Annotated in this window: 24 protein-coding genes; 9 read left to right on the top strand and 15 right to left on the bottom strand. The window is 71.2% G+C overall.

What is annotated here, in order from left to right; translation table 11 throughout:
• Positions 1–114: 114 nt before the first annotated feature.
• From JOF41_RS20815 to JOF41_RS20795, 5 genes are all read right to left on the bottom strand, one after another.
• Entirely contained in the window at positions 115–780 is a 666-nt protein-coding gene (locus tag JOF41_RS20815) for a hypothetical protein (RefSeq protein ID WP_209621313.1), read from the bottom strand.
• Between the two features lie 12 nt (positions 781–792).
• The gene (locus JOF41_RS20810) at positions 793–1,344 is read right to left on the bottom strand and encodes a hypothetical protein (protein WP_209621310.1); all 552 of its coding nucleotides are present in this window, start codon (positions 1,342–1,344) and stop codon (positions 793–795) included.
• A 131-nt stretch (positions 1,345–1,475) separates the two neighbouring features.
• Positions 1,476–1,790, bottom strand: coding sequence for a hypothetical protein (locus JOF41_RS20805; protein ID WP_209621307.1), 315 nt, complete (start codon positions 1,788–1,790; stop codon positions 1,476–1,478).
• Positions 1,787–1,966 carry a DUF397 domain-containing protein gene (locus tag JOF41_RS20800; RefSeq protein WP_209621304.1) on the bottom strand — a complete coding sequence of 60 codons (180 nt, stop codon included), beginning with the start codon at positions 1,964–1,966 and terminating at the stop codon, positions 1,787–1,789. The genes JOF41_RS20805 and JOF41_RS20800 overlap by 4 nt, the downstream gene beginning before the upstream one ends.
• Positions 1,967–1,968: 2 nt before the next feature.
• Entirely contained in the window at positions 1,969–2,811 is an 843-nt protein-coding gene (locus tag JOF41_RS20795) for a helix-turn-helix domain-containing protein (RefSeq protein WP_209621301.1), read from the bottom strand.
• Positions 2,812–2,929: 118 nt separating this feature from the next.
• On the opposite strand from JOF41_RS20795, the gene JOF41_RS20790 reads away from it, so the two are divergent.
• Complete coding sequence (locus tag JOF41_RS20790; protein WP_307867481.1) at positions 2,930–3,151, top strand: hypothetical protein; 222 nt, start codon at positions 2,930–2,932, stop codon at positions 3,149–3,151.
• A gap of 122 nt (positions 3,152–3,273) precedes the next feature.
• Here the strand turns inward: JOF41_RS20790 and JOF41_RS20785 are convergent, their stop codons facing one another.
• Complete coding sequence (locus JOF41_RS20785) at positions 3,274–3,912, bottom strand: helix-turn-helix transcriptional regulator (protein WP_189224824.1); 639 nt, start codon at positions 3,910–3,912, stop codon at positions 3,274–3,276.
• Positions 3,913–4,130: 218 nt separating this feature from the next.
• Here JOF41_RS20785 and JOF41_RS20780 point away from each other — a divergent pair, with 218 nt between their 5' ends.
• The gene (locus tag JOF41_RS20780) at positions 4,131–5,135 is read left to right on the top strand and encodes a radical SAM protein (RefSeq protein WP_209621298.1); all 1,005 of its coding nucleotides are present in this window, start codon (positions 4,131–4,133) and stop codon (positions 5,133–5,135) included.
• A 43-nt stretch (positions 5,136–5,178) separates the two neighbouring features.
• Here JOF41_RS20780 and JOF41_RS20775 read toward each other — a convergent pair whose 3' ends face one another.
• Positions 5,179–6,162 carry a PHP domain-containing protein gene (locus tag JOF41_RS20775; protein ID WP_209621295.1) on the bottom strand — a complete coding sequence of 328 codons (984 nt, stop codon included), beginning with the start codon at positions 6,160–6,162 and terminating at the stop codon, positions 5,179–5,181.
• A gap of 70 nt (positions 6,163–6,232) precedes the next feature.
• On the opposite strand from JOF41_RS20775, the gene JOF41_RS20770 reads away from it, so the two are divergent.
• Positions 6,233–6,859 carry a TetR/AcrR family transcriptional regulator gene (locus JOF41_RS20770; RefSeq protein WP_189224821.1) on the top strand — a complete coding sequence of 209 codons (627 nt, stop codon included), beginning with the start codon at positions 6,233–6,235 and terminating at the stop codon, positions 6,857–6,859.
• Between the two features lie 40 nt (positions 6,860–6,899).
• On the opposite strand, the gene JOF41_RS20765 is transcribed toward JOF41_RS20770, so the two are convergent.
• The gene (locus JOF41_RS20765; RefSeq protein WP_209621293.1) at positions 6,900–8,039 is read right to left on the bottom strand and encodes a serine hydrolase domain-containing protein; all 1,140 of its coding nucleotides are present in this window, start codon (positions 8,037–8,039) and stop codon (positions 6,900–6,902) included.
• A gap of 148 nt (positions 8,040–8,187) precedes the next feature.
• On the opposite strand from JOF41_RS20765, the gene JOF41_RS20760 reads away from it, so the two are divergent.
• Together JOF41_RS20760 and JOF41_RS20755 are read left to right on the top strand one after the other, a co-directional pair.
• Complete coding sequence (locus JOF41_RS20760) at positions 8,188–9,426, top strand: sensor histidine kinase (protein WP_209621290.1); 1,239 nt, start codon at positions 8,188–8,190, stop codon at positions 9,424–9,426.
• The gene (locus JOF41_RS20755) at positions 9,423–10,103 is read left to right on the top strand and encodes a response regulator (RefSeq protein WP_189224819.1); all 681 of its coding nucleotides are present in this window, start codon (positions 9,423–9,425) and stop codon (positions 10,101–10,103) included. The genes JOF41_RS20760 and JOF41_RS20755 overlap by 4 nt, the downstream gene beginning before the upstream one ends.
• A gap of 130 nt (positions 10,104–10,233) precedes the next feature.
• Here JOF41_RS20755 and JOF41_RS20750 read toward each other — a convergent pair whose 3' ends face one another.
• From JOF41_RS20750 to JOF41_RS20740, 3 genes are read right to left on the bottom strand one after another with little or no spacing between them, the layout of a single operon-like run.
• A complete protein-coding gene (locus tag JOF41_RS20750; protein WP_189224818.1) occupies positions 10,234–10,854 on the bottom strand; it encodes a hypothetical protein in 621 nt (206 codons plus the stop codon).
• A complete protein-coding gene (locus JOF41_RS20745) occupies positions 10,851–11,348 on the bottom strand; it encodes a hypothetical protein (RefSeq protein WP_189224817.1) in 498 nt (165 codons plus the stop codon). Before JOF41_RS20745 ends, JOF41_RS20750 begins: the two co-directional genes overlap by 4 nt.
• Positions 11,345–11,683 carry a PadR family transcriptional regulator gene (locus JOF41_RS20740; protein ID WP_244989643.1) on the bottom strand — a complete coding sequence of 113 codons (339 nt, stop codon included), beginning with the start codon at positions 11,681–11,683 and terminating at the stop codon, positions 11,345–11,347. The genes JOF41_RS20745 and JOF41_RS20740 overlap by 4 nt, the downstream gene beginning before the upstream one ends.
• A 450-nt stretch (positions 11,684–12,133) precedes the next feature.
• Here JOF41_RS20740 and JOF41_RS20735 point away from each other — a divergent pair, with 450 nt between their 5' ends.
• Entirely contained in the window at positions 12,134–12,682 is a 549-nt protein-coding gene (locus JOF41_RS20735; RefSeq protein ID WP_209621287.1) for a hypothetical protein, read from the top strand.
• On the opposite strand, the gene JOF41_RS20730 is transcribed toward JOF41_RS20735, so the two are convergent.
• From JOF41_RS20730 to JOF41_RS37270, 4 genes are read right to left on the bottom strand one after another with little or no spacing between them, the layout of a single operon-like run.
• Complete coding sequence (locus JOF41_RS20730) at positions 12,636–13,451, bottom strand: ABC transporter permease (RefSeq protein ID WP_209621284.1); 816 nt, start codon at positions 13,449–13,451, stop codon at positions 12,636–12,638. The genes JOF41_RS20735 and JOF41_RS20730 overlap by 47 nt on opposite strands.
• Positions 13,448–14,329, bottom strand: coding sequence for an ABC transporter permease (locus JOF41_RS20725; RefSeq protein WP_209621282.1), 882 nt, complete (start codon positions 14,327–14,329; stop codon positions 13,448–13,450). Before JOF41_RS20725 ends, JOF41_RS20730 begins: the two co-directional genes overlap by 4 nt.
• Entirely contained in the window at positions 14,326–15,390 is a 1,065-nt protein-coding gene (locus tag JOF41_RS20720; protein ID WP_307867480.1) for an ABC transporter ATP-binding protein, read from the bottom strand. Before JOF41_RS20720 ends, JOF41_RS20725 begins: the two co-directional genes overlap by 4 nt.
• Complete coding sequence (locus JOF41_RS37270) at positions 15,387–16,163, bottom strand: extracellular solute-binding protein (protein WP_244989642.1); 777 nt, start codon at positions 16,161–16,163, stop codon at positions 15,387–15,389. Before JOF41_RS37270 ends, JOF41_RS20720 begins: the two co-directional genes overlap by 4 nt.
• A gap of 622 nt (positions 16,164–16,785) precedes the next feature.
• On the opposite strand from JOF41_RS37270, the gene JOF41_RS20710 reads away from it, so the two are divergent.
• The 3 genes from JOF41_RS20710 (at position 16,786) to JOF41_RS20700 (ending at position 19,519) form a co-directional block, all read left to right on the top strand.
• Positions 16,786–17,889: a PQQ-dependent sugar dehydrogenase gene (locus JOF41_RS20710; protein ID WP_229795918.1), complete on the top strand. Its 1,104-nt coding sequence runs from the start codon at positions 16,786–16,788 to the stop codon at positions 17,887–17,889.
• A gap of 182 nt (positions 17,890–18,071) precedes the next feature.
• Positions 18,072–18,566, top strand: coding sequence for a hypothetical protein (locus tag JOF41_RS20705; RefSeq protein WP_189224812.1), 495 nt, complete (start codon positions 18,072–18,074; stop codon positions 18,564–18,566).
• 20 nt (positions 18,567–18,586) lie between these two features.
• Entirely contained in the window at positions 18,587–19,519 is a 933-nt protein-coding gene (locus JOF41_RS20700; protein ID WP_229795917.1) for a DUF1996 domain-containing protein, read from the top strand.
• Positions 19,520–19,528 lie beyond the last annotated feature (9 nt).

The raw sequence follows: 19,528 nt of genomic DNA, 5'->3' as shown, positions 1-19,528 counted from the left end.
CCGTTCGCGGTGCCGGAAAGGTCTTCCCTGTGATTTCCGCACAATTCGGTATTGGCGTCGGAACACGCGGCGGCCCTCCCCGACCGAAGCCGGGGAGGGCCGATGGCGCAGTGGTCAGCGCGCGTTCTCGATGGCCCGCGCGAGGTCGTCCAGGCCGGTGGGCGAACCCCAGTCCGGCGCGAGGTCCTCCCGGTGGGCGGCGGTGCCGACCATCGCCCGGTCTCCCGCACCCTGCAGCCACAGGCCGTCGGTGAAGGCGAAGTACAGCCGGGCCCCGTCCGGCACCCCCGCGGGCCGGTGCACGGTGGCGTCCGGCGCGGGCTTCCAGTCGGTGATGTCGTCGAGCACCAGCACCGCCGACGGCTTCGGGTTGGCCTTGGCCACCGCGTCGGTCGGCGTGGACTGCGCCTTGGCCACCTGGACGTAGACGGTCCCGCCCTGGATCTGCGCGTCGGGACCGGAGAGGACCTGGTCGACGGAGACCCGGAAGGTCACGTAGGAACCCGCCGAGCGGGCGCCGCGCTGCTTGTCGGGGTAGCTGGTGGAGATGCCGTCGAACACCTCCTCCACGGTGCCGCGCACGATCAGGTCGCTCTTCTCGACGGCCTGCCGGGGCGAGGCCAGCGGGTCGTAGTCGGCGTGGTAGTCGCGCCCCAGCTGGGCGGCGAACTCCTCGACCGTCGTGGTGCCCTCGGGGGCGGACTGCTGGGCCGTGGTGCCGCACGCCGCGAGCACTGCGCCCGCCGCGACGAGCACGCTTGCGGTGATCTTGTGTCGCACGTCGGACTCCTCTCAGTACTGGGCGTTGATGTGGCCGATGTCGTGCGGGCTGTAGCGGCGCCACACCAGGTCGGTGCTGGGCACCTCGCCGGAGATCATGGCGCTGATGGTGTCGTGGCCCAGGCCCACGCTGTGCCCCAGCTCGTGCACCGAGGTCTTGCGGCGGTCGTACCAGTCGTTGTCACCGATGTCGAGCTCCGCGTAGTCCAGCTTGACGTCCGACGAGTCGCACACGCCGGGGCTGCTGTGGGAGGCGCAGGAGCGCTGGCCGCGCAGACCGGCGGGCAGGTCCTCCTGCCACCACCACACGTCGGTGGCGAGGTTGGTGCAGCCGCCGAGGTCGGAGTCGGTCATGTCGGTGGTGTCGTCCAGCGTCGCCATCGCGTAAGTGGCGACGCTGCGGTCGGTGGTGAAACCGGTCGTGGTGCAGAAGTCGTGCAACGCGCCGTCGGCCACCGCGCTGTCGTAGTTGTTCGGGAACGGGTTCGCTTGAGCGATACCGCCCAGTCCCGCGGTCAGCGCGGCGACCAGTGGTAACAGCAGAATTCTTCTCGTACGCGACATATGCGTTATTACCTCCCCGGTTGCACGGATGAGTTCCGCACCACTGAAGTCGTTTCACTCGACAGTGGTGTGACTGGTCCGATCGAGTGACGTGGGGGAGTCGTGCGCGATTCCGAGATTTTAGCGGACGTTTAGTCGAAATCGACGAGCGTGGTGTAGGTGCCGTCGTCTCGAACGCGCCAGGAATCGTCGTCGGCGAGCACGGCGAGGGGCAGCGGCCCGGCCAGCACCTGACCGTCGGGCCACCGGGCGGTGCGCAGCGCGGCACGCCCGCGCGCCACGGCGGCCCCGACCACCCGGCGGGGCAGCTCCGCCAGCGCCTCGGCGGGCAGGTCGAACGGCGAGCCGTTCAGCAGCCACGGCAGCTCGTGCAGCCCGATCGACCCGTACGCCTCCAGGTGCTGCTCCACCTCACCCGCCAGCCACGCCTCGGCGGCAGGGATCACCTGACGCCGGTCAGGAAGGCCGCGAGCCGGGCCGAGGGGAACACCAGGACGGGACCTTCCGGGTTCTTGGAGTCGCGAACCGCCACCACCGCACCCACGCACGCCAGTTCGACGCAGGAGGACGTGTCGCTGCTGCGGCTGCTCTTGCGCCACTGGGCGGTGCTCAGCTCCTGCACGATCACTCCCTGGCTAGTCCGGAGATCAGCTCGGCCGTTGCACCGGGTGCAAGGGCTACTCCGAGAATATTGCGCAGGGCAAGGCGGTAGCCCTCCAGATCCGCGGGCTCCTCCAGGAACAAGCCGGTGACCTGGTTCTCCACGTGCACGATTGCCGGTTCGTGCTCGAACTCCAGGATGTTGAACGAGCCGCGCAGGCCCGTGTGCGCTCCCGTGCTCATCGGTACTGCGGCGATCCTGATGTTGGTGCGCTCGGCCGCGTCGACCAGGTGGCGCAGTTGGCGGCGCATGAGTCCACGATCACCCACTTGGATGCGCAACGCCGCTTCATGGATAACCGCGCAGTACTGAGGGGCGTTGGCCCTGCTCAGGAGTGTCTGCCTGGTCATTCGGGCGGAGACGAGGTTGTCCAACTCGTGCTCCGACACGGTCGGGTTGACGGCCTTGATAATCGCCTGCGTGTACTCGGGGGTCTGCAGGAGACCGGGCACCATGAGCGGTTCGTAGGCCTGGATGCGACTGGCCTTGTTCTCGAAGTCGATCAGCGCGCGCCAGAGCTTGGGCAACCCGGCCTGACGTTCCCACCAGCCCAGTTCCTCACCGCGTCGCATCAGGTCCAGCAGTTCCTTCCGGCGCGCCCCCGGCACCTTGTAGAACCCGAGCAGCGCGGAGACGTCGTCCAGTTGCAGGCCGCTCCTCCCGGTCTCCATCCGGGAGATCTTGCTCGACGACACCCCCAGCACCTCGCCGACGTCCTCGCAGCTCAGCCGGTGCTGCTCGCGGTAGGCGCGCAGCGCGTTGGCGACCGTGCGGGACTTGACCGACGTGTACCCGTTGCCTGGCATGGCGTCATGATCGGCCGGTGGAAAGAGGCGGGCAATAACACGATCGAGCTATGTATTGCACCCGTCGCAACGTGCCACTGTCGTCCGGAATCCGATCGAACACCAACCGAGGAGAACCGTGGACGAACAGCGGCACGTCGAGGAAATGGAAGAGCTCGCGACCACGCGGAAATGGGTCGTCCCGGCGCACCTGGACCACGGCCCGGTGACCGTCGAACTGGCCATGCCCGAGGTCCGCGTCACCGATTCGCAGGGCCGGTTCATCGTCATCACCCCCGGCCAGGCCGAACTGGTCGGCCGCAGGCTGGACGACGCCGCCACCTGGATGTCGCAGCAGTAGAACCACCGCGCCTGCAAGTACTACCCGACCCGTCGAATCGGGCCGCTGACTACTACCCGACCCCGAGACGGGTAGTAGTCATACGCTCCTCAGGAGGGCACGGGTAGTACTTGCAGGCGCGGTCAGATGAGGCCCTCGCGGAGGGCGAAGGCGACGGCGTGGGCGCGGTTGCGCAGCCCGAAGCGGTTGGTGACGTCGTGCAGGATGCTCTTGACCGTGCGCTGGGAGTAGCACAGCTTCTCGGCGATCTCCCTGGTCTCGAAGCCGTCGGCGATCAGCCGCAGCACCTCGGTCTCCCGGTCGGACATCCCGGCGGTGGTCCAGCCGTGCGGGCCGAGGACGTTGCGCTGCAGCCGGGAGACCCGGCTGAGCAGCTTGCCCAGCAGGTCCGGCGGCAGCGCCCCCTCGCCCGCCGCGGTCGCCTTCACCAGGCGCACCAGCACCTCCGGGGTGGCCTCGGCGCGGCGCACCACGGCGGAGACCCCGCTGCTGACCACGTTGAGCAGGTCGGCCTCGGCCACGTCCCCGGTCACCAGCACGATGCCGGGGCAGTTGCGCGCCTGGAGCCTGCGGATGAGCTGCTGCGCCTCGGCGTCCAGCCGCTCCAGCACCACCAGCGCCACCGGGTGCGGCACCGCCGTCTCCGCGCGTTCCGGTTCCACCAGCCGGATCTCCGGCCGGGACCGCAGGGCCGCGGTGACGCCCGCCCTGGTGATCGAGTCCGCCGCGTGCAGCACCACCGACAACTGCCCTGAGCCCATTACCGCTCCCCACTCGGCGACGCGTTCCCTCCTACGGGCGGCGCGGGAAGCGCAGTCCGTCAGTAGGGGAAGTCGCCTGCCCCTCCGGGGCCGTTTCGCGGCCCGCGCCGAGTTCCTACGTTGGAGGGACGCTCTTGGATCTTTCGTCACCCAGGACGTATCAAACGGGCCCGAGCCTGCTCCATACGGATAACCAAGCGGTACGGGAGGGCTGGGCGATGAGGCGTGCGGGCGGTCGGGCGGTGCTCCAGGTGCACCCCACCAGGCTGTGCAACCTGCGGTGCCTGCACTGCTACTCCAGCTCGGGGCCGGACGTGGCCGAGTCGATCCCGATCGCCGTGCTGGAGACCGTGGTGCGGGACGCCGCCGAGGTGGGGTACGACGTGCTCAACGTCTCCGGTGGCGAGCCCTTCCTGTACCCGGAGCTGCCCGCCCTGCTGCGTGCGGCGCGCGACGCGGGGATGCGCACCACGGTGACCACCAACGCGGTCGCGCTCACCCAGCGCCGCATCGGGCTGGTGCGCGGCCTGGTGGACCTGGCCGCGGTGTCGCTGGACGGCGAGCGCGCGACCCACGACCGCATCCGGGGCAGGCAGGGCGCGTTCGACCGGGCGCTGATGGGGATGCGCAGGCTCACCGAGGCGCGCATCCCGGTCGGCGTGGTCACCACGCTCACCCAGGGCAACGCCACCCAGTTGGGTGAAGTGGCGGTGGCGGCAGCGGGGTCGGGCGCGCTGCTGCTCCAGGTGCACCCGCTGGAGCCGGAGGGCGCGGCGGGCAGGCTGATGCCGGGGGAGCGGCCGGACGCGGTCGAGCTGGCCTACGCCGCGGTCGAGCTGGGTCGCATCGCCGAGGAGCACGGCATGGCGGTGCAGCTGGACGCGGTGCCGCGCACCATGCTCACCCGCAAGCCGGAGGCGTTCATGGCCGCGCCGGTGCCCGAGCGCCACCCGCTGGGCCGCTGGCTGACGCCGCTGGTGGTGGAGGCCAACGGCGCGGCGGTGCCGGTGGCCTACGGCTTCGACCGCCGCTACGGGCTGGGCAGCGTGCTGGAGCGCCCGCTGGCCGAACTGGCCAGGCGGTGGGACGCCGAGCCGTTCCTGGCGCTGTGCCGGGCGACCTGGCGCAAGCTGGTGGAGAGTCGGACCGGACCGCTGATCCCGTGGTACGGCCACCTCGTGCGGGCCTCGCGGGTGAACAGGTCAGCCACCGCGGGCCGCTGAAACCGTCGAAACCGGCTGGAGCCGGTCTGGGGGCCGCTGCCGGTCAGCGGGCCAGCAGGTCGGCGGCGCTCAACGTGTTGATCACCCGGTCGACGGGCACGCCGCACTCCTCGGCGCGCTCGCAGCCGTAGGACAGCCAGTCCAGCTGCCCCGGCGCGTGGGCGTCGCTGTCGATGGCGAACTCGCAGCCGACCTCCAGCGCCAGCCGCAGCAGCCGGGTCGGCGGGTCGCGGCGCTCCGGGCGGGAGTTGATCTCCACGGCGGTGCCGTTGTCGCGGCAGGCGGTGAACACCGCTTCGGCGTCGAACACCGACTCGGGCCGCCCCCTGCCCAGCACCAGCCGACCGGTGCAGTGGCCCAGCACGTCCACGTGCGGGTTGGCCACCGCGGTCAGCAGCCGCTCGGTCATCTCCGGTGCGGGCATCCGCAGCTTCGAGTGCGCGCTGGCGACCACGACGTCCAGCCGGGCCAGCAGTTCCTCCTCCTGGTCGAGCGAGCCGTCGTCGAGGATGTCGACCTCGATGCCGGTGAGGACGGTGAACGGCGCGAGTTCGGTGTTCAGCTCGGCGACCACCTCCAGCTGCTCGCGCAGCCTGGCGGGGGACAGCCCGCGCGCGATGGTGAGTCGGGGGGAGTGGTCGGTGAGCGCGATCCACTCGTGGCCGAGGTCGCGCGCGGTCTCCGCCATCTCGCGGATGGGGCTGCCGCCGTCGGACCAGTCCGAGTGCGCGTGGCAGTCGCCCTTGAGCGCGGCGCGCAGGGCCTGCCCGCCGCGCACCGGATCACGAAACTTGTTCAGATAGGAGGGTTCCCGGCCCTCCAACGCGTCCACGACGACACCGGCGGTCGACTTGCCGATGCCGGGCAGCTCGGTCAGCGTGCCGGTGTCCGCGCGGAACTCCAGCTCACCCGGCGGCAGCCGCGCCACGACGTCCGCGGCGCGGCGGAAGGCGCGCACGCGGTAGGTGGGCTCACCCGCGCGCTCCAACTGGAACGCGACCTGTCGCAGTGCCCGAACCGGGTCCACCCCCCATGTCTACCGCACCTGGGCCATAAGGACCTTGCGGACGTCCCGGCGCGCACCCAGGATGGCCGCCATGCCCCCTCACGCTCCGGTCGGCTCGCGACGCGGGCCCAGCAAGGGCGATCGAACCTCGCAGGCCATCCTGGACACCGCCGAGCGGCTGCTGCACACGCGCCCCCTCGACGACATCGCGGTCGACGAGCTGGCCTCCGGCGCGGGCATCTCGCGCTCGGCGTTCTACTTCCACTTCTCCTCGCGCGAGGCCGTGCTGCACGCGCTGGCCTCACGGGTGCTCGACGCGCTCTACGAGTCGGCGACGCTGTGGCTGCGCCGCGGCAGCGAGCCGCCCGAGGCGTCGATCCGCCGGGCGCTGGGCGCGAGCATGTCGCTGTGGCGCAGCCACGGCCCGGTGCTGCGGGCGGCGGTCCGGGCGCGCGACCGCGACCCGCTGATGCGCGACTTCTGGGCCGGGGTGGCCCGGCGGTTCATCGACGCCACCGCGGAGCAGATCACCATCGAGCGCGAGGCGGGCGTCGCGCCACCGGGTCCGCCCGCCCGCGCGATGGCCACCGCCCTGGTGTCGATGAACGAGCAGGCGTTCCAGAACCGGTCGCGCGCCCGCCGCTCGGCCGCGCGGGACCGGGAGCTGGTGGACACGCTGACCGTGATCTGGATGCGGGCCATCTACGGCACGGCCTGACCGGCGCGCCGAGCGCCACCCGCCCGCGTCACCGGCCGCGTCACCGGCTGCACAGCGCGGCGGAGAAGGTGGCCATGATCTCGGCCGACGCGGCGCGCGGCACCGGGTACATGTTGGCCGACACCACCGCCTGGCGGCCGTCGGGCCCGACGCCCGCCATGGTCATGAAGCCGAAGATGGAGCCCTCGTGGCCCCAGTACTGCCCGCCGCAGGGCAGTGGCGCGGTGAACAGGCCGAGGCCGTAGCCTGCCTGGTCGACGCCCAGGCTGGGCGCGGGCACCGCGGTCTTCATCTGCTCCAGCTGGGCGGGCGGCAGGATGCGACCGCCCAGCAGCGCGTCGTAGAACGCGGAGACGTCGCGCGTGGTGGAGACCAGACCGCCCGCCGCCCAGGCCATCGTCGAGTCGAAGTCGCTGAAGTCGATCGTGCCGCTCTTGCCCGGCACGTGGCCGACCGGGTGCGGATCGGGCAGGCGGGTGTCGCCGCGCTCGGGCAGGTAGGTGTCGTCCAACTTCAGCGGGCGGGCGACGCGGAAGGACAGCTCCTTGGACAGGCTGTTGCCGGTCACCTCCTCCACGAGCATCCCGAGCACGATGTAGCTGGTGTTGGAGTAGGTCCACCCGGTGCCCGGTGCGAACAGCGGGGGCTGCTGCACGGCCATCCGCACCAGGTCGATGGGCTCGGCCCCCTGGTTGCGCACCGTCTCCGGGTCCACGCTCGCCAGCTTGGCGAAGTAGTTGGGCAGGCCGCTGGTGTGCTGGAGCAGCTGCCGGGTGGTGATCTTCGCGCCGTCGTTGCCGTTGCCGCTGATCACCCCCGGCAGGTAGCGGTCGACGGGCACGTCGAGCTCGACCTCGCCCTCCGCCACCAGTTGCAGCACCACGGTCGCCACGAACGACTTCGTGATGCTGCCCGCGCGAATCCGGCCGTTGCCGGGCATCGGGGACTTGTCCGCCAGCGCGCCCACCCCGCTGGTCGAGGCGCGCACCTGGTCGCCGTCCCGCAGCAGCGCCTCCACCCCCGGTATGCCGCCCGTCGTGGTGAGCTTGTCCAGCTCCGGCTGCACGACGCCGCCGCCGGTGCCCGCGGGCTCCGGCTCGGTACCGCCGCAAGCGGAGACGAGCACCCCCGCCAAGGCGCAGACGAGCGCGACGCGCCTGCCCGGAAATCCCTTTTCCATCGGTGTTCTTCTTCTCTCGATCGACAACTCGGGCGTGTGGGAACGCAACGGTAGGAGCGCGCCGCGCACCGATCGTCACACCGCGCGGGGAGCGCGGATCCCCCTGCGGAGGGACGCCCCGGCACCCGGTGATCCGCACAATGCCTCCATGACCAGCAGCGCAACGGGGTTCGGTGAACCGGTCCTCTGCCGGGCGCCCGACCGCGAGGGCGGGGTGGCGCGGTGCTTGGCGCGCCAGTCGGTCCTGGTCGCGGTCGTGTCCCTGGCCACCGACGCGGTGAGCTTCGCGACCAGGGGCCCGCAGGCGCTGGGCGCGCTGGAGGTGCTGGTCCTGCTCGGACTCGTCGCCGCCGACGCCGCCCTCGCCTCGTCCCCCCGGTACTCGGGGTGGGTGGCGCTCGCGCACGCCGCCCTGCTGCCGGTGCTGGCCACCGTCGTGCCGGGGCGCACCGCGAACACGGCCGGGCAGTTGATCTCCGCCTACCGGGCGGGCGCCTGGCTGCGGGGCAGGCCCGCCGCCGCCTCGCTGGCCGCCCTCGCGCTGGGCGTGCTGTCCTCGCTGTGGGTCGGCGACGAGGTGGAACCGTTCACCCTGCTGACCCTGGTGACCGCCAACTCGGTGGTGCCGTGGCTGGTCGGCCGCTACACCACCGCGCGCAAGGCCTACGTCGACGAACTGCGCCACCAGCGGGAGAACTCCCTGCGGGACGCCGAGGCCGAGGTGAGCCGGGCGGTGGCCAGGGAGCGCGAAGCCATCGCCCGCGACCTGCACGACGTGATCTCGCACCACGTCAGCGCGATCGGCGTGCACGCGGCGGCGGCGCGGATGAACCTGGCGGGTCACGGCTCCGCCGACGACGCCGGACCGGTGGGCACCTCGCTGGCGGCGGTGGAGACGTCCAGCCGCGCGGCCATGGTCGACCTGCGGCGGCTGCTCGACCTGCTGCACCACGGCGACGACCTGCCCGACCAGCCGGGCCTTGGCAAGCTCCAGGAGCTGTTCGACGGCGTCAGGTCCTCCGGCCTGCGGGTGGCCTTCGCCGTCTACAACGACCCGTACCCGGTGCCGCGCGCCGTCGACACGGCCCTGTACCGGGTGGCGCAGGAGATGATGACGAACGCCCTGCGGCACGGCGACGGCACGGCCGTGCGCGTGGAACTCGAGTACGGTGGCGACCACGTGTCGATCACCGCGCGCAACCGCGTCCCGTCCGGTGCGGCGCAGGGGGAGCGGGCGTCCCTGACGGCACTCGGCGGTTCCGCCCTCGGCCTGGAGGGAATCCGCAAGCGCGCCGAGGTGTTCGGCGGATCGGCGACCTTCGGGCTCGTCGAGGACGGGCGGTACTGGCAGACCAGCGTGACGGTGCCGACGGAGGGGGGATCATGACCCTGCGCATCGTGATCGCCGACGACCACGTGATGTTCCGCTCCGGCCTGCGGGCGGTGCTGGACGCCCAACCGGACATGAGCTGCGTCGCCGACGTCGGGGACGGCTACAGCGCCGTCGAGGCGGTCCGGGCGCTGCGGCCGGACCTGGCCATCCTCGACGTGCGGATGCCGAAGCTGGACGGGATCGCGGCGGCCCGCGAACTGGTGCCCGCGACCAAGGACCTCAAGGTCGTCCTGCTCACCACCTTCGACGCCGACGACTACGTCCGGAAGGCGCTGGCCTCGGGGGTGAGCGGCTTCGTGCTGAAGAGCCTGCCCCCAGAGGAGCTGGTGACCGCGATCCGCGTCGCCGCGCGGGGCGACACCTACATCGACCCGTCGATCACCCGCAGGCTCGTCCCCCGGCTGGCCGACGTCCTGGTGCCCAACACCCCGCCCCGGAGCACGGCGCCGGGCGTGGACCGGCTCACCGCGCGCGAGCACGAGGTCTTCCTGCTGATGGCCGCGGGCTTCTCGAACGCGGAGATCAGCGACCAGCTCTACGTCGGCAGCCAGACCGTCAAGACCCACGTGTCGCGCGTGCTCGCCAAGCTCGGGCTGCGGGACCGCGTGCACGCGGTGCGCTTCGCCCACCACTACGGCCTGATAGAGCAGCACGACACCTCGGGCTTATGAGCCACCACCGCCGCGAGTCGCGCGTTCGGACACCGTGAACCGAGCGTTCACGCACCACGAACTGAGCGTTCGGGGAGTCGGGTAGTAGTCAACGGCCCACGTGGGCACGTCGGGTAGTACTTGCAGGCGGTCAGAGGGGGGTGAGCCAGGCGGTGGTGCGGACTTCCTTCACGGCGATGTGCACGGGGTGGTAGGAGGTGGGGTCGAGGCCGCGGTAGGCGTGGCGCACCACGCCCTGGTAGATCAGGTCGGACACGACCAGCACCGCGTCGCCCGTGCTCGCCGCCAGGTGCTCGCGCAACGGGTCGCTGTCCACCAGCCTGCACGCGGTGTTGAGGTCGCCGCCGACCCAGCCGTGCGCGTCGCGGTGCACCTCGCCCGCGTGCAGGCTCACCCGCACCCGGATGCGCGGATCCGGCCCGACGGCGTCGTTGTGCCGCCGGAGCAGCCCGACGAAGTGCGGCAGCACCGGGTCGAGCAGGTCCACTTTGGACACCCAGGCGGGCACCAGCACGGCCATCCCGTCGCCGCGGTCCTGCACCGCCAGGTCGGACCACCACACCCCGGCGGCCCGGAAACCGGCCTTCATCGCGCCTGCCAGCACTTCTCGCGCGGTGATCTGCTCGGGATCGGACCACCGCCCGAACCCCGCGATGTCCACGACCAGGATCGACCGGTGCTCCGGCCCGCGCGCGGGACGCGGTCGCAGGCGTCGCAGCGCCCAGCCCAGCACCTCCGGCGCGGCGCTCATCGCGGCGCCTTCACCGCGTGCACGCCGAGGGCGCGGCGCAGCACGCACGACCGGCTGAGCAGGCGCAGCGCGTGCGGCACCCGCTTGACGCGGGGCAGGTCGGCCAGTTCGGCCAGGTACTCCTCGAAGTAGCGGGTGCGGTGGCGCAGCGGCAGCAGCGACACCGCCCAGCCGACCAGGCGCGCCTGGTCGGCCGGGCAGCGCTCGATCTCCTCCAGCGCGACCCGGATGGCGTGGGCGTCGCAGCGCATCGGGGAGAAGCTGGCCGTGGCGTGGTAGTTGCGCTCCACAGTGGACTCCAGCAGGCGCACCCGCTCGTAGAGCCGGAGCAGCCGCAGGTCCCAGATCCTGCTGCGCTCGATGGCCCGCTTCAGCTCCAGCGACACCTCGTGCGCCAGCTTGCGGTCCAGGATGCGGTCGAGCTTGCCGTCCAGTGCGCGTTCCAGCTCGCGCGCCAGCGCGCAGAGCTGCCGCACCCGTCGTCGTCGCGTCATGTCCCACCTGCCGGATGCGCTCGCAGGAGTCCGAGCCGGGTGATGGAGCCGTGCGCGCGGGCCACGGCGGCCTGTGCCGCCGCTACGCCGTCCGGGGCCATCCGGTAGTACCGGCGGCGGGGCCTGCCCTGCTCCCTGGGGTCGACCTCCTCCCACTGGCTGGTCACCCAGCCGCAGCTCTCCAGCCGGGCGAGGATCGGGTGCACGGTGCCGCTGGGCAGTCCGGCGGCCTGGCACACCTCCAGCCCGTAGTGCTCCTTGTCCGGCTCCGCCAGCAGCACGCCCAGGACGAGCTGCGTCGGGAGCGTCATCTTGGGTTCACGACGCGCCACCATGGTTTAACTCTACCTAGGGGTTCTGCGGTGGAGTCCGCAAAACAGCGGGGTTTCCAGGTAGTACCCACAGGAGCGAAAGACTGGGGCATCTGGTGTGGTGTGCTTCGCGGTGCTGGGGAATGCTGGTGACCCAGAGTGGCTGCCAGAGTGACCCTGATCACCCGTTCGACGTCTATGTGCGCTGATCGTGGAGTCGGTGATCGGACATCGGGTTGCGGGTCATCGGGGGACGCGAGCCGACCTTCGAGGGAACGACCTCGCACCGCCGATCGCCGTCGCGGGGCTCAAGCCTGCGCGCGTCCAGATTCGCCAAACCATCAGCGCGATCCAGTGGTCATTCCGGTGACAGAGGAGCTGTACGCCTGAGAACGGTAGTTGGCAGACTACGGTGAGGGTGCACATGGACAGTTCGGGCAGGATTCACGCTCACCCGAAGGGGCCGGAGCACTGATGGGCAAGCGCAAGGGGAAGGTCTTCATTCCCTCGGTGTACGAGCGGTACCTGCGCCAGTCGTACGGCGATCTCAGTTCTCCTCAGCGGCGCTTCGCCCTGGAAATGGCGAACCGGCAGCCGTTCGAAGGGATCGCGCACGAGTTGGCCGAAGTCGGCCCGGTAGCGGATGACACGGACATCAACTGCGATGTCTGCTTCACCTACATCGTGCACGCTGAACGGCCGTTGAGCGTCAAGCTGTCGATGGTCGGCCCCTACGCCGTGGTGCTGTCCTCCGCGCTGGATGGGCAGCGCGGAACCGTCCTGGTTCCCGCAAGACCGCCGACGGGGACGCCGGAAGCTCGCGTGATGTCAGTGGTGGCCGCGCACGGGTTCGTCATCGTGCCCGATGAGCACCTGGAAGCCAGGGTTCCGCTGGCGGTGGGCGAAGGCCGTGACGAGGTCACGTTGTACGCGGCCCTGTTCGAGCCCGAGGGGGAGGTTTTCTGGAAGGCGGCGGCTACTGCGCCGGATCTTTCAGGCGGGTCACCAACTGGGTCGGGTTGACGAAGCGCAGGGCGATGACCAGCAGCACGAGCATGGACGCGGTGTAGATGACGGCCATCGCGTCCACCGTCTGCTGCGCCCGGATGCCCGCCGCCGACACGGAGTAGAACAGCGACACCACGAGGGTCTGGCTGTCCGGCCCGGCGGTGAGGAAGGTCAGCTCGAACATCCCGACGGTGCGCACCAGCACCAGGATGGACGCGGCGAGGATGCCGGGCACCAGCAGGGGCGCGAGGACGCGCAGGAACACCGCCGAGGTGCGCGCCCCGCACATCCGCGCCGCCGCCTCGATCTTGGTGTCGATCTGCTCGATGAACGGCGTCATGGTCAGCACCACGAACGGCACGGCGGGCACCAGGTTGGCCACGATCACCCCGGCCGTGCTGCCCGCCAGGTGGAACTTGTAGAGCACCGTGGCCAGCGGGATGCCGTAGGTCATGGGCGGCATCAGGATCGGCAGCAGGAACAGCAGGCTCAGCAGCTTCTTGCCGGGGAAGTTCCGGCGCGCCAGCGCGTACGCGGTGGGCACGCCGATGAGCACCGAGACGACGACCACGGCCAGGGACACCTGGAGGGTGACCAGCAGGACGTCGAACAGGTCGTACTCGCGCCACGCCTCGGCGTACCAGGCGGCGGTGAACCCCTCGGGCCACCACGTGCCGAACCACCTGGTGCTGAACGAGTTCACCAGCACCGCGCCGACCAGCGCGGCCAGGTTCAGCATGAAGAACGCCAGCGCGCCCCACGTCAACCACGCGGCGGGCCTCATCCCTTGCCTCCCGTCGCGCCCCGGTACAGCGTGGTGCGCCACAGCAGCACCAGGGCGATGACCACGAGCATCACCAGGGCCATGATCATGGCCACCGCCGAGCCCATGGAGTAGTCGAAGTCGCGGAACGCCGTGTCGTAGGCGGCGATGGAGATCACGTGGGTCTCGCCCTGCGGCTCGCCGACCATGACCGCCGACGGGAACACCGAGAACGCCAGCACGAACGACAGGCAGAACGTCACCGCCAGGCCCGGCGCCAGCAGGGGCATGGTGATGTAGCGGAACCGCTGGCCCCGCGAAGCGCCCAGGGTGGCCGCGGCGCGCTCCAGGGTGGGGTCGATGCCGGACAGGTAGGACAGCGTGAGCAGGAAGGCGAAGGGGAAGCCGGTGATGATCAACGACAGCAGCACGCCCCAGTAGTTGTGCACCAGGCGCACCGGCTCGTCGACCAGCCCCAGCGCCATGACGACCTTGTTGAACCAGCCCACCGGGCTCAGGTACTCGATCAGGCCCTCGGCGGTGAGCACGGTGCCCAGGGTGATGGGCACGACCAGCAGGGTGGTGATCAGGCGCTTGCCCCGGAACCGGCCCCGCATCCGGTAGGCGATGGGAATCGACGCCAGCACGTTGAACAGCGCGGCGGGCAGGCCCAGGCGCAGCGTGATCCAGATGGTGTCGCGCAGGTAGGCGTCGGTGAAGAAGCGCCGGTAGTTGGCCAGCGGCCCGCCGCCGTCCTTGGGCTGGAACGACAGCTGCAAGCCGTACAGGAACGGGTAGAGGAACAGCAGCGCGACGAACACCGCGCCGGGCACCAGCAGGAGCAGCACGCGGTCCACGCCGCGCTCGGCCAGCCGGTGGCGCAGCGCGACGGTGGTCACGAGTCCGCCCCGAAGATCAGCACCCGCTCCACGGGCACGCGCAGCCGCACGGCGTCGCCGGGGGCGAGCCTGCTGGTGGTGCGCAGGTGCAGCGGCTCCCCGCCGGGCAGGCGGGCCTGCACGGCCTGCTCCCGGCCGTGGTACTCGACGATCTCCACCTCGGCCCGGATGGTGTTCTCGCCGTCCTGCTCGGTCACCGCGAAGTCCTCGGGCCGGATCGCGGCCACGGCGGGACCGCCGGTGAGGCGGTCGCGGTTGACGCCGGTCAACGTCAACCCGTCCACGGCGGCCGTCGCGTGCTCGCCCGCCCACGAGGTCACGGTGACCGGCAGCATGGTCCGGTAGCCCATGAAGCCCGCGACGTAGCGGTTCGCGGGGTGGGCGTAGACCTCCTCCGGCGAGCCGACCTGCTGCACCTCGCCGTCGCGCAGCACCACCAGGCGGTCGGCCAGCGCCAGCGCCTCCTCCTGGTCGTGGGTGACGTAGACGGTGGTGAGCCCCAGCGACTGGTGCAGGCGCCGGATCTCGGTGCGCATCTCCAGGCGCAGCGCGGCGTCCAAATTGGACAGCGGCTCGTCCATCAGCACCAGCGGCGGCTCCAGCACGATCGCGCGGGCGATCGCGACGCGCTGCTGCTGGCCGCCGGAGAGCTGGGCCGGGAACTTGTGGGCGTGCTCGGTCAGCCGCACCATGCGCAGCGCCTCGTCCACGCGGCGGTTCAGCTCCGCCTTGCCGACCTTGCGCATGGTGAGGCCGAAGCCCACGTTGCGGCGCACCGACATGTGCGGGAACAGCGCGTAGTTCTGGAACACCATGCCGAAGCCGCGCTTCTCCGGCGGCAGGTGGTCGATCCGCCTGCCGTCCAAGGAGATCCGGCCGCCGGTCAGCGGCAGCAGGCCGGCCAGGCAGTTCAGCGCGGTGGACTTGCCGCAGCCGGAGGGCCCCAGCAGCGCCACGAACTCGCCGCCCTTGATGGTCAGGTCCATGTCGTTGAGCGCGACGTGCGTGCCGAACGCGCGGCGCACCCGGTCGACGCGCAGCTCCGCGAACCGGCCGCTCACTTGCGCGTCTTCCCGCTGCCGATCTCCCGCTCCCACTTCTGGAACGCCTTCACCTGGGCCGCCGCGGGCAGGGAGGTCTCCTTGGGGTTCTCGGCGATCAGCCGCTCGTACTCGGGCCTGCCGAACTTCGCGATGACGTCCCTGGACTCCTGCGGGGCCATCTCCAGCGTGACGCCGTTGACCGCCGGGCCGGGGTAGAAGTAGCCCTTGTCGTAGGCCTTGGCCTGCTGCTCGGGCTTGAGCACCCACTGGATCAGCGCCAGGTTCGCGGCCAGCACGTCGGCGGAGACGCCCTTGGGCACCACGGCGTAGTGGGCGTCGGTGACCCAGTGGAACCCCTGCAGGGTGGTGACCTTCATCCGCTCGGGCACGGTGCCCAGCACGCGCGGGTTGATGTCCCACCCGGTCGTGGTGGCCACGACGTCCACCGTGCCGTCGGCCAGGTTCTTCATCGTCTCGGTGGTGCCCGACGGGTAGTGGTCGACGTGCTCGCCCAGCTGCCGGAGGTACTCCCAGGTCTTCTCCCAGCCGTTCTCCGGGTCCTTCGGGTCGGAGTCGCCGAGGATGTAGGGCAGGCCCATCAGGAACGTGCGGCCGGGACCGGAGTTGGCGGGCACCGCGTACTGGAACTTCTTGGGGTTGGCCTTGGCCCACGCCAGCAGCTCGTCGGCGGTGGTGGGCGGGTTCGGCACCTTGTCGGGGTCGAACTCCAGCAGCGGCCCGGACGGGTAGTAGGTGACCGTGATCCCCTTGCCCTGCGCCAGCTCCTGCATCGCCGCGGCGGGCGGCAGGTAGCTCTCCTTGAGGTTGGGGAACTTCTCGGCGTACTGGGGTGCAGGTCCAGCGCCAACTGCTGGTCGATCACCGCGGCCAGGCCGTCGGTGCCGGTGAGCACCAGGTGCGTCTGCGACTGGCCCGCGTTCTGCTCGGCCTTGAGCTTGCCCGGCATGTCCGGCGCGGTCGCCTTGGTGTAGTTGACTTTGCTGACCACGTCGGGGTGCTGGGCCGCGAAGTCGTCGATCATGCCCTGCGTCAGCTGGAGGTTGCCCGCCACGTCCAGGATGTTGAGCTCCACCGGCTGGGAAGGCTTGTCGGGCACCGAGGTGGGCGCTTCGGGGGCCGGACCTGTTGTCGGTGCGCCGCATCCCGCCATCAGGAGGAAGATCGGTAAGAGCTTTCGCAAGTGTTTCGGGCGACTCATATGGTTTTCTCCTGCGACGATGCGGGCAGACCGAACGAGACGCTGACAGACCTCCGCTCCGGTGGGCTTTCCGGTTTCGGGCCGGTTAGCGAAAACCTAAACTGGAGCCGCCGAGGGGTCAACGGCCCTTCGTCCGACCGCCGGACCTCCGCCGCCACCGCACTGCTCCGTCCCCAACGACGTGGGAGGTTCCCGTGGCACCCCAACCCCGGCGGTCCGCGATCGCGGCTGCGGCGGCGCTCGCGCTGCTCGCCCCACCTTCGACCGCCCAGGCGGACACCGCGCCCGCCGACCCGGTGGGCGAGGTCACCCAGCTGACCACCGACACCGACCTGCCGTGGGGCTTGGGCTTCCTGCCCGACGGCTCCGGGGTCTACACCCGGCGCGACGCCTTCGACGTGGTCCGGCTCAGCCCCACCGGGACGCGCACCACGTTGGGCGCGGTGCCCAACGTGGCGGGCACCAACGCCGAGGGCGGCCTGCTCGGCCTGGCCGTGTCGCCGACCTTCGCCACCGACGGCTGGCTGTACCTGTACCACACCTCCAGCAGCGACAACCGGATCGTGCGGATCAGGGTGCAGGGCGACGCGCTGGTGCCGTCGTCGCTGCAAGTCCTGCTCTCCGGCATCCCGCGCAACACCTACCACAACGGCGGCAGGCTCCGGTTCGGCCCGGATGGCAAGCTGTACGCGGGCACCGGCGACGCGCAGAACTCGGCTTCCGCGCAGGACTTGTCCAGCCTGGGCGGGAAGGTGCTGCGGCTCAACCCCGACGGCACGCCGCCGACGGACAACCCGTTCTTCGGCAACGGCGGCAACGCCCGCTACGTCTGGACCTACGGGCACCGCAACGTCCAGGGCCTGGCCTTCGACGACGGGGGCAGGCTCTGGCAGGCCGAACTGGGCAACCTGGTGATGGACGAGCTGAACCTCTCGCAGCGCGGCGGCGACTTCGGGTGGCCGCAGTGCGAGGGCACCTCGGGCAGCTGCCCCGGCGCGGTCGCGCCCAAGCGCACCTGGAGCACCGCCAGCGCCTCGCCCAGCGGCATCGCCGTCGCGGGCGACGGGCTGTACGTGGCGGCGCTGCGCGGCACCCGCATGTACCGGCTCCAGCTCGACGGCGCCGAGGTCGGCGCGGAGACCGTGCACTTCCAGGGCACCTACGGCAGGTTGCGGGTGGTGGAGCCCGCCCCGGACGGCAGCCTCTGGCTGGCCACCAGCGGCGGCGGCGACCGCGACAGCGTCGCGAACAACTCCACCAGCCGGGTGCTCAGGGTGCAGTTGACGCCCGAACGTTGAACTCAGGGGGCCCGGAAGTTCGACTCGCGCGAGGTGGGGTGAACCGATCGGCGGGCGGGGACGTGTGGAGGGTGACCGTCCCCGCCAGGAAGGCCGCACCGCGATGACCCGCCGCAACCCCTCCCCGCTCGGGGCGCACGCGCCGAGCTCCGACGACTGAGCAGCAGGAAACCCAGGGAGAGATGCAGGACCCCACCCTCGACCCCGTCCTCGACCGGGCGCTGCGCCAGGTCCGCGTCGAGCGGACCCGCGACCACCGGCGCCGCGTCCGCGCGAGCACCGCGGTGAGCACCACCCTGGCCACCGCGGTGCTCGCCGGGGGCTTCTACCTCGGCCAGCACAGCACGCCGGAGGCGGAGGACCGCCCCCCTGGACAGCGCACTTCGGAGGAGCGCGTGCTGGTCGGCGCCACCGAAGGCGTCCGGATGACGGCCACCGTCACCCCCGTCGAGGGCTGGCTGCGGCTGCGGTCCGTCGTCGACGGGGTGCCCGCGGGCGAGCGCTGCAAGCTCGTGGTCACCGACGCGGGCGGCCAGAGCTTCGTCGCGGGCGGCTGGGTGGCCGCGCAGCGCGGGGAGACCGCGCTGGCCGGGGCCGCCCTGGTCGACCTCGACCACCTGCGCGACATCAGCGTCGTGACGGCGGACGGCCGAGTGCTGGTCACCGCCACCCCCTGAAAGCCGGCAAGCTTCCACCCGTGAAGGTGCGCAGCCTGCTGAGCTTGGTGGTGGTCATCACGGGATGCGGCACCGGGGACCAGTTCGTCGCCATCGACGAGGTCCCCGTGTCCGTCGAGTCGGTGGTGACCACCCCGGACGCCTCCACCGGCACGTTCGAGCTGGACTGCGGGCGCAACGAGGAGCGCCACCTCAACGCCGACAACGTGGTCAGCTCGCCGGGCCTGCGGCACGGCGCCCACCACACCCACGAGTACGTCGGCAACCTGTCCACCGACTTCGCCTCCACCGACCGCAGCCTGGCCGCCGGGGGCACCACGTGCGCGGGGCAGGACCGCTCCACCTACTACTGGCCGGTGCTGCGGCTGACCGACCGCACCGGCCACGACCACCACCAGCAGGGCGGCGGTGTGCACGGCAACAGCGGCGAGGTGCTGCCGCCGTCCTCGGTCGCCGTCAGCTTCACCGGCAGCCCGGTGAGCGAGGTGCTCGCCATGCCCCGGTTCCTGCGCATGATCACCGGCGAGCCCGCCGCGCTGACCAACGGCGGCGGGCGGGCGCGGTGGAGCTGCACCGGTTTCGAGGACCGGCGGACCGACCGGTACCCGCGCTGCGCCCAGGGCAGCGAGGTGGTGCGCACCTTCGAGTTCCCCAGCTGCTGGGACGGGCGCAACACCGACAGCGCCAGCCACCGCTCGCACGTGGTGTTCCCGGTCGCGGGCGGGGTGTGCCCGCCGGGCACCTTCCCCGTCCCCAAGCTGCGCGTGCGGGTCACCCACGACGTGCCCGAGGGCAGGCCGTTCGCCATCGACAGCTTCCCGGAGCAGCTGCGCGACCCCGGCACCGACCACGCGATGTTCATCAGCGTCTTCCCGGACGAGCTGATGGCCAGGGTGGTCGACTGCCTCAACGCCGGTCGGCGGTGCGCGGAGAAGAAGTCCGCTCCGCGTTGAACCGAACCC

This window comes from Saccharothrix coeruleofusca, assembly GCF_017876325.1.
Lineage (GTDB): Bacteria > Actinomycetota > Actinomycetes > Mycobacteriales > Pseudonocardiaceae > Actinosynnema > Actinosynnema coeruleofuscum.
Note: the sequence above shows the minus strand (reverse complement) of the source record. Positions and strands in the feature narration are given on the sequence as shown.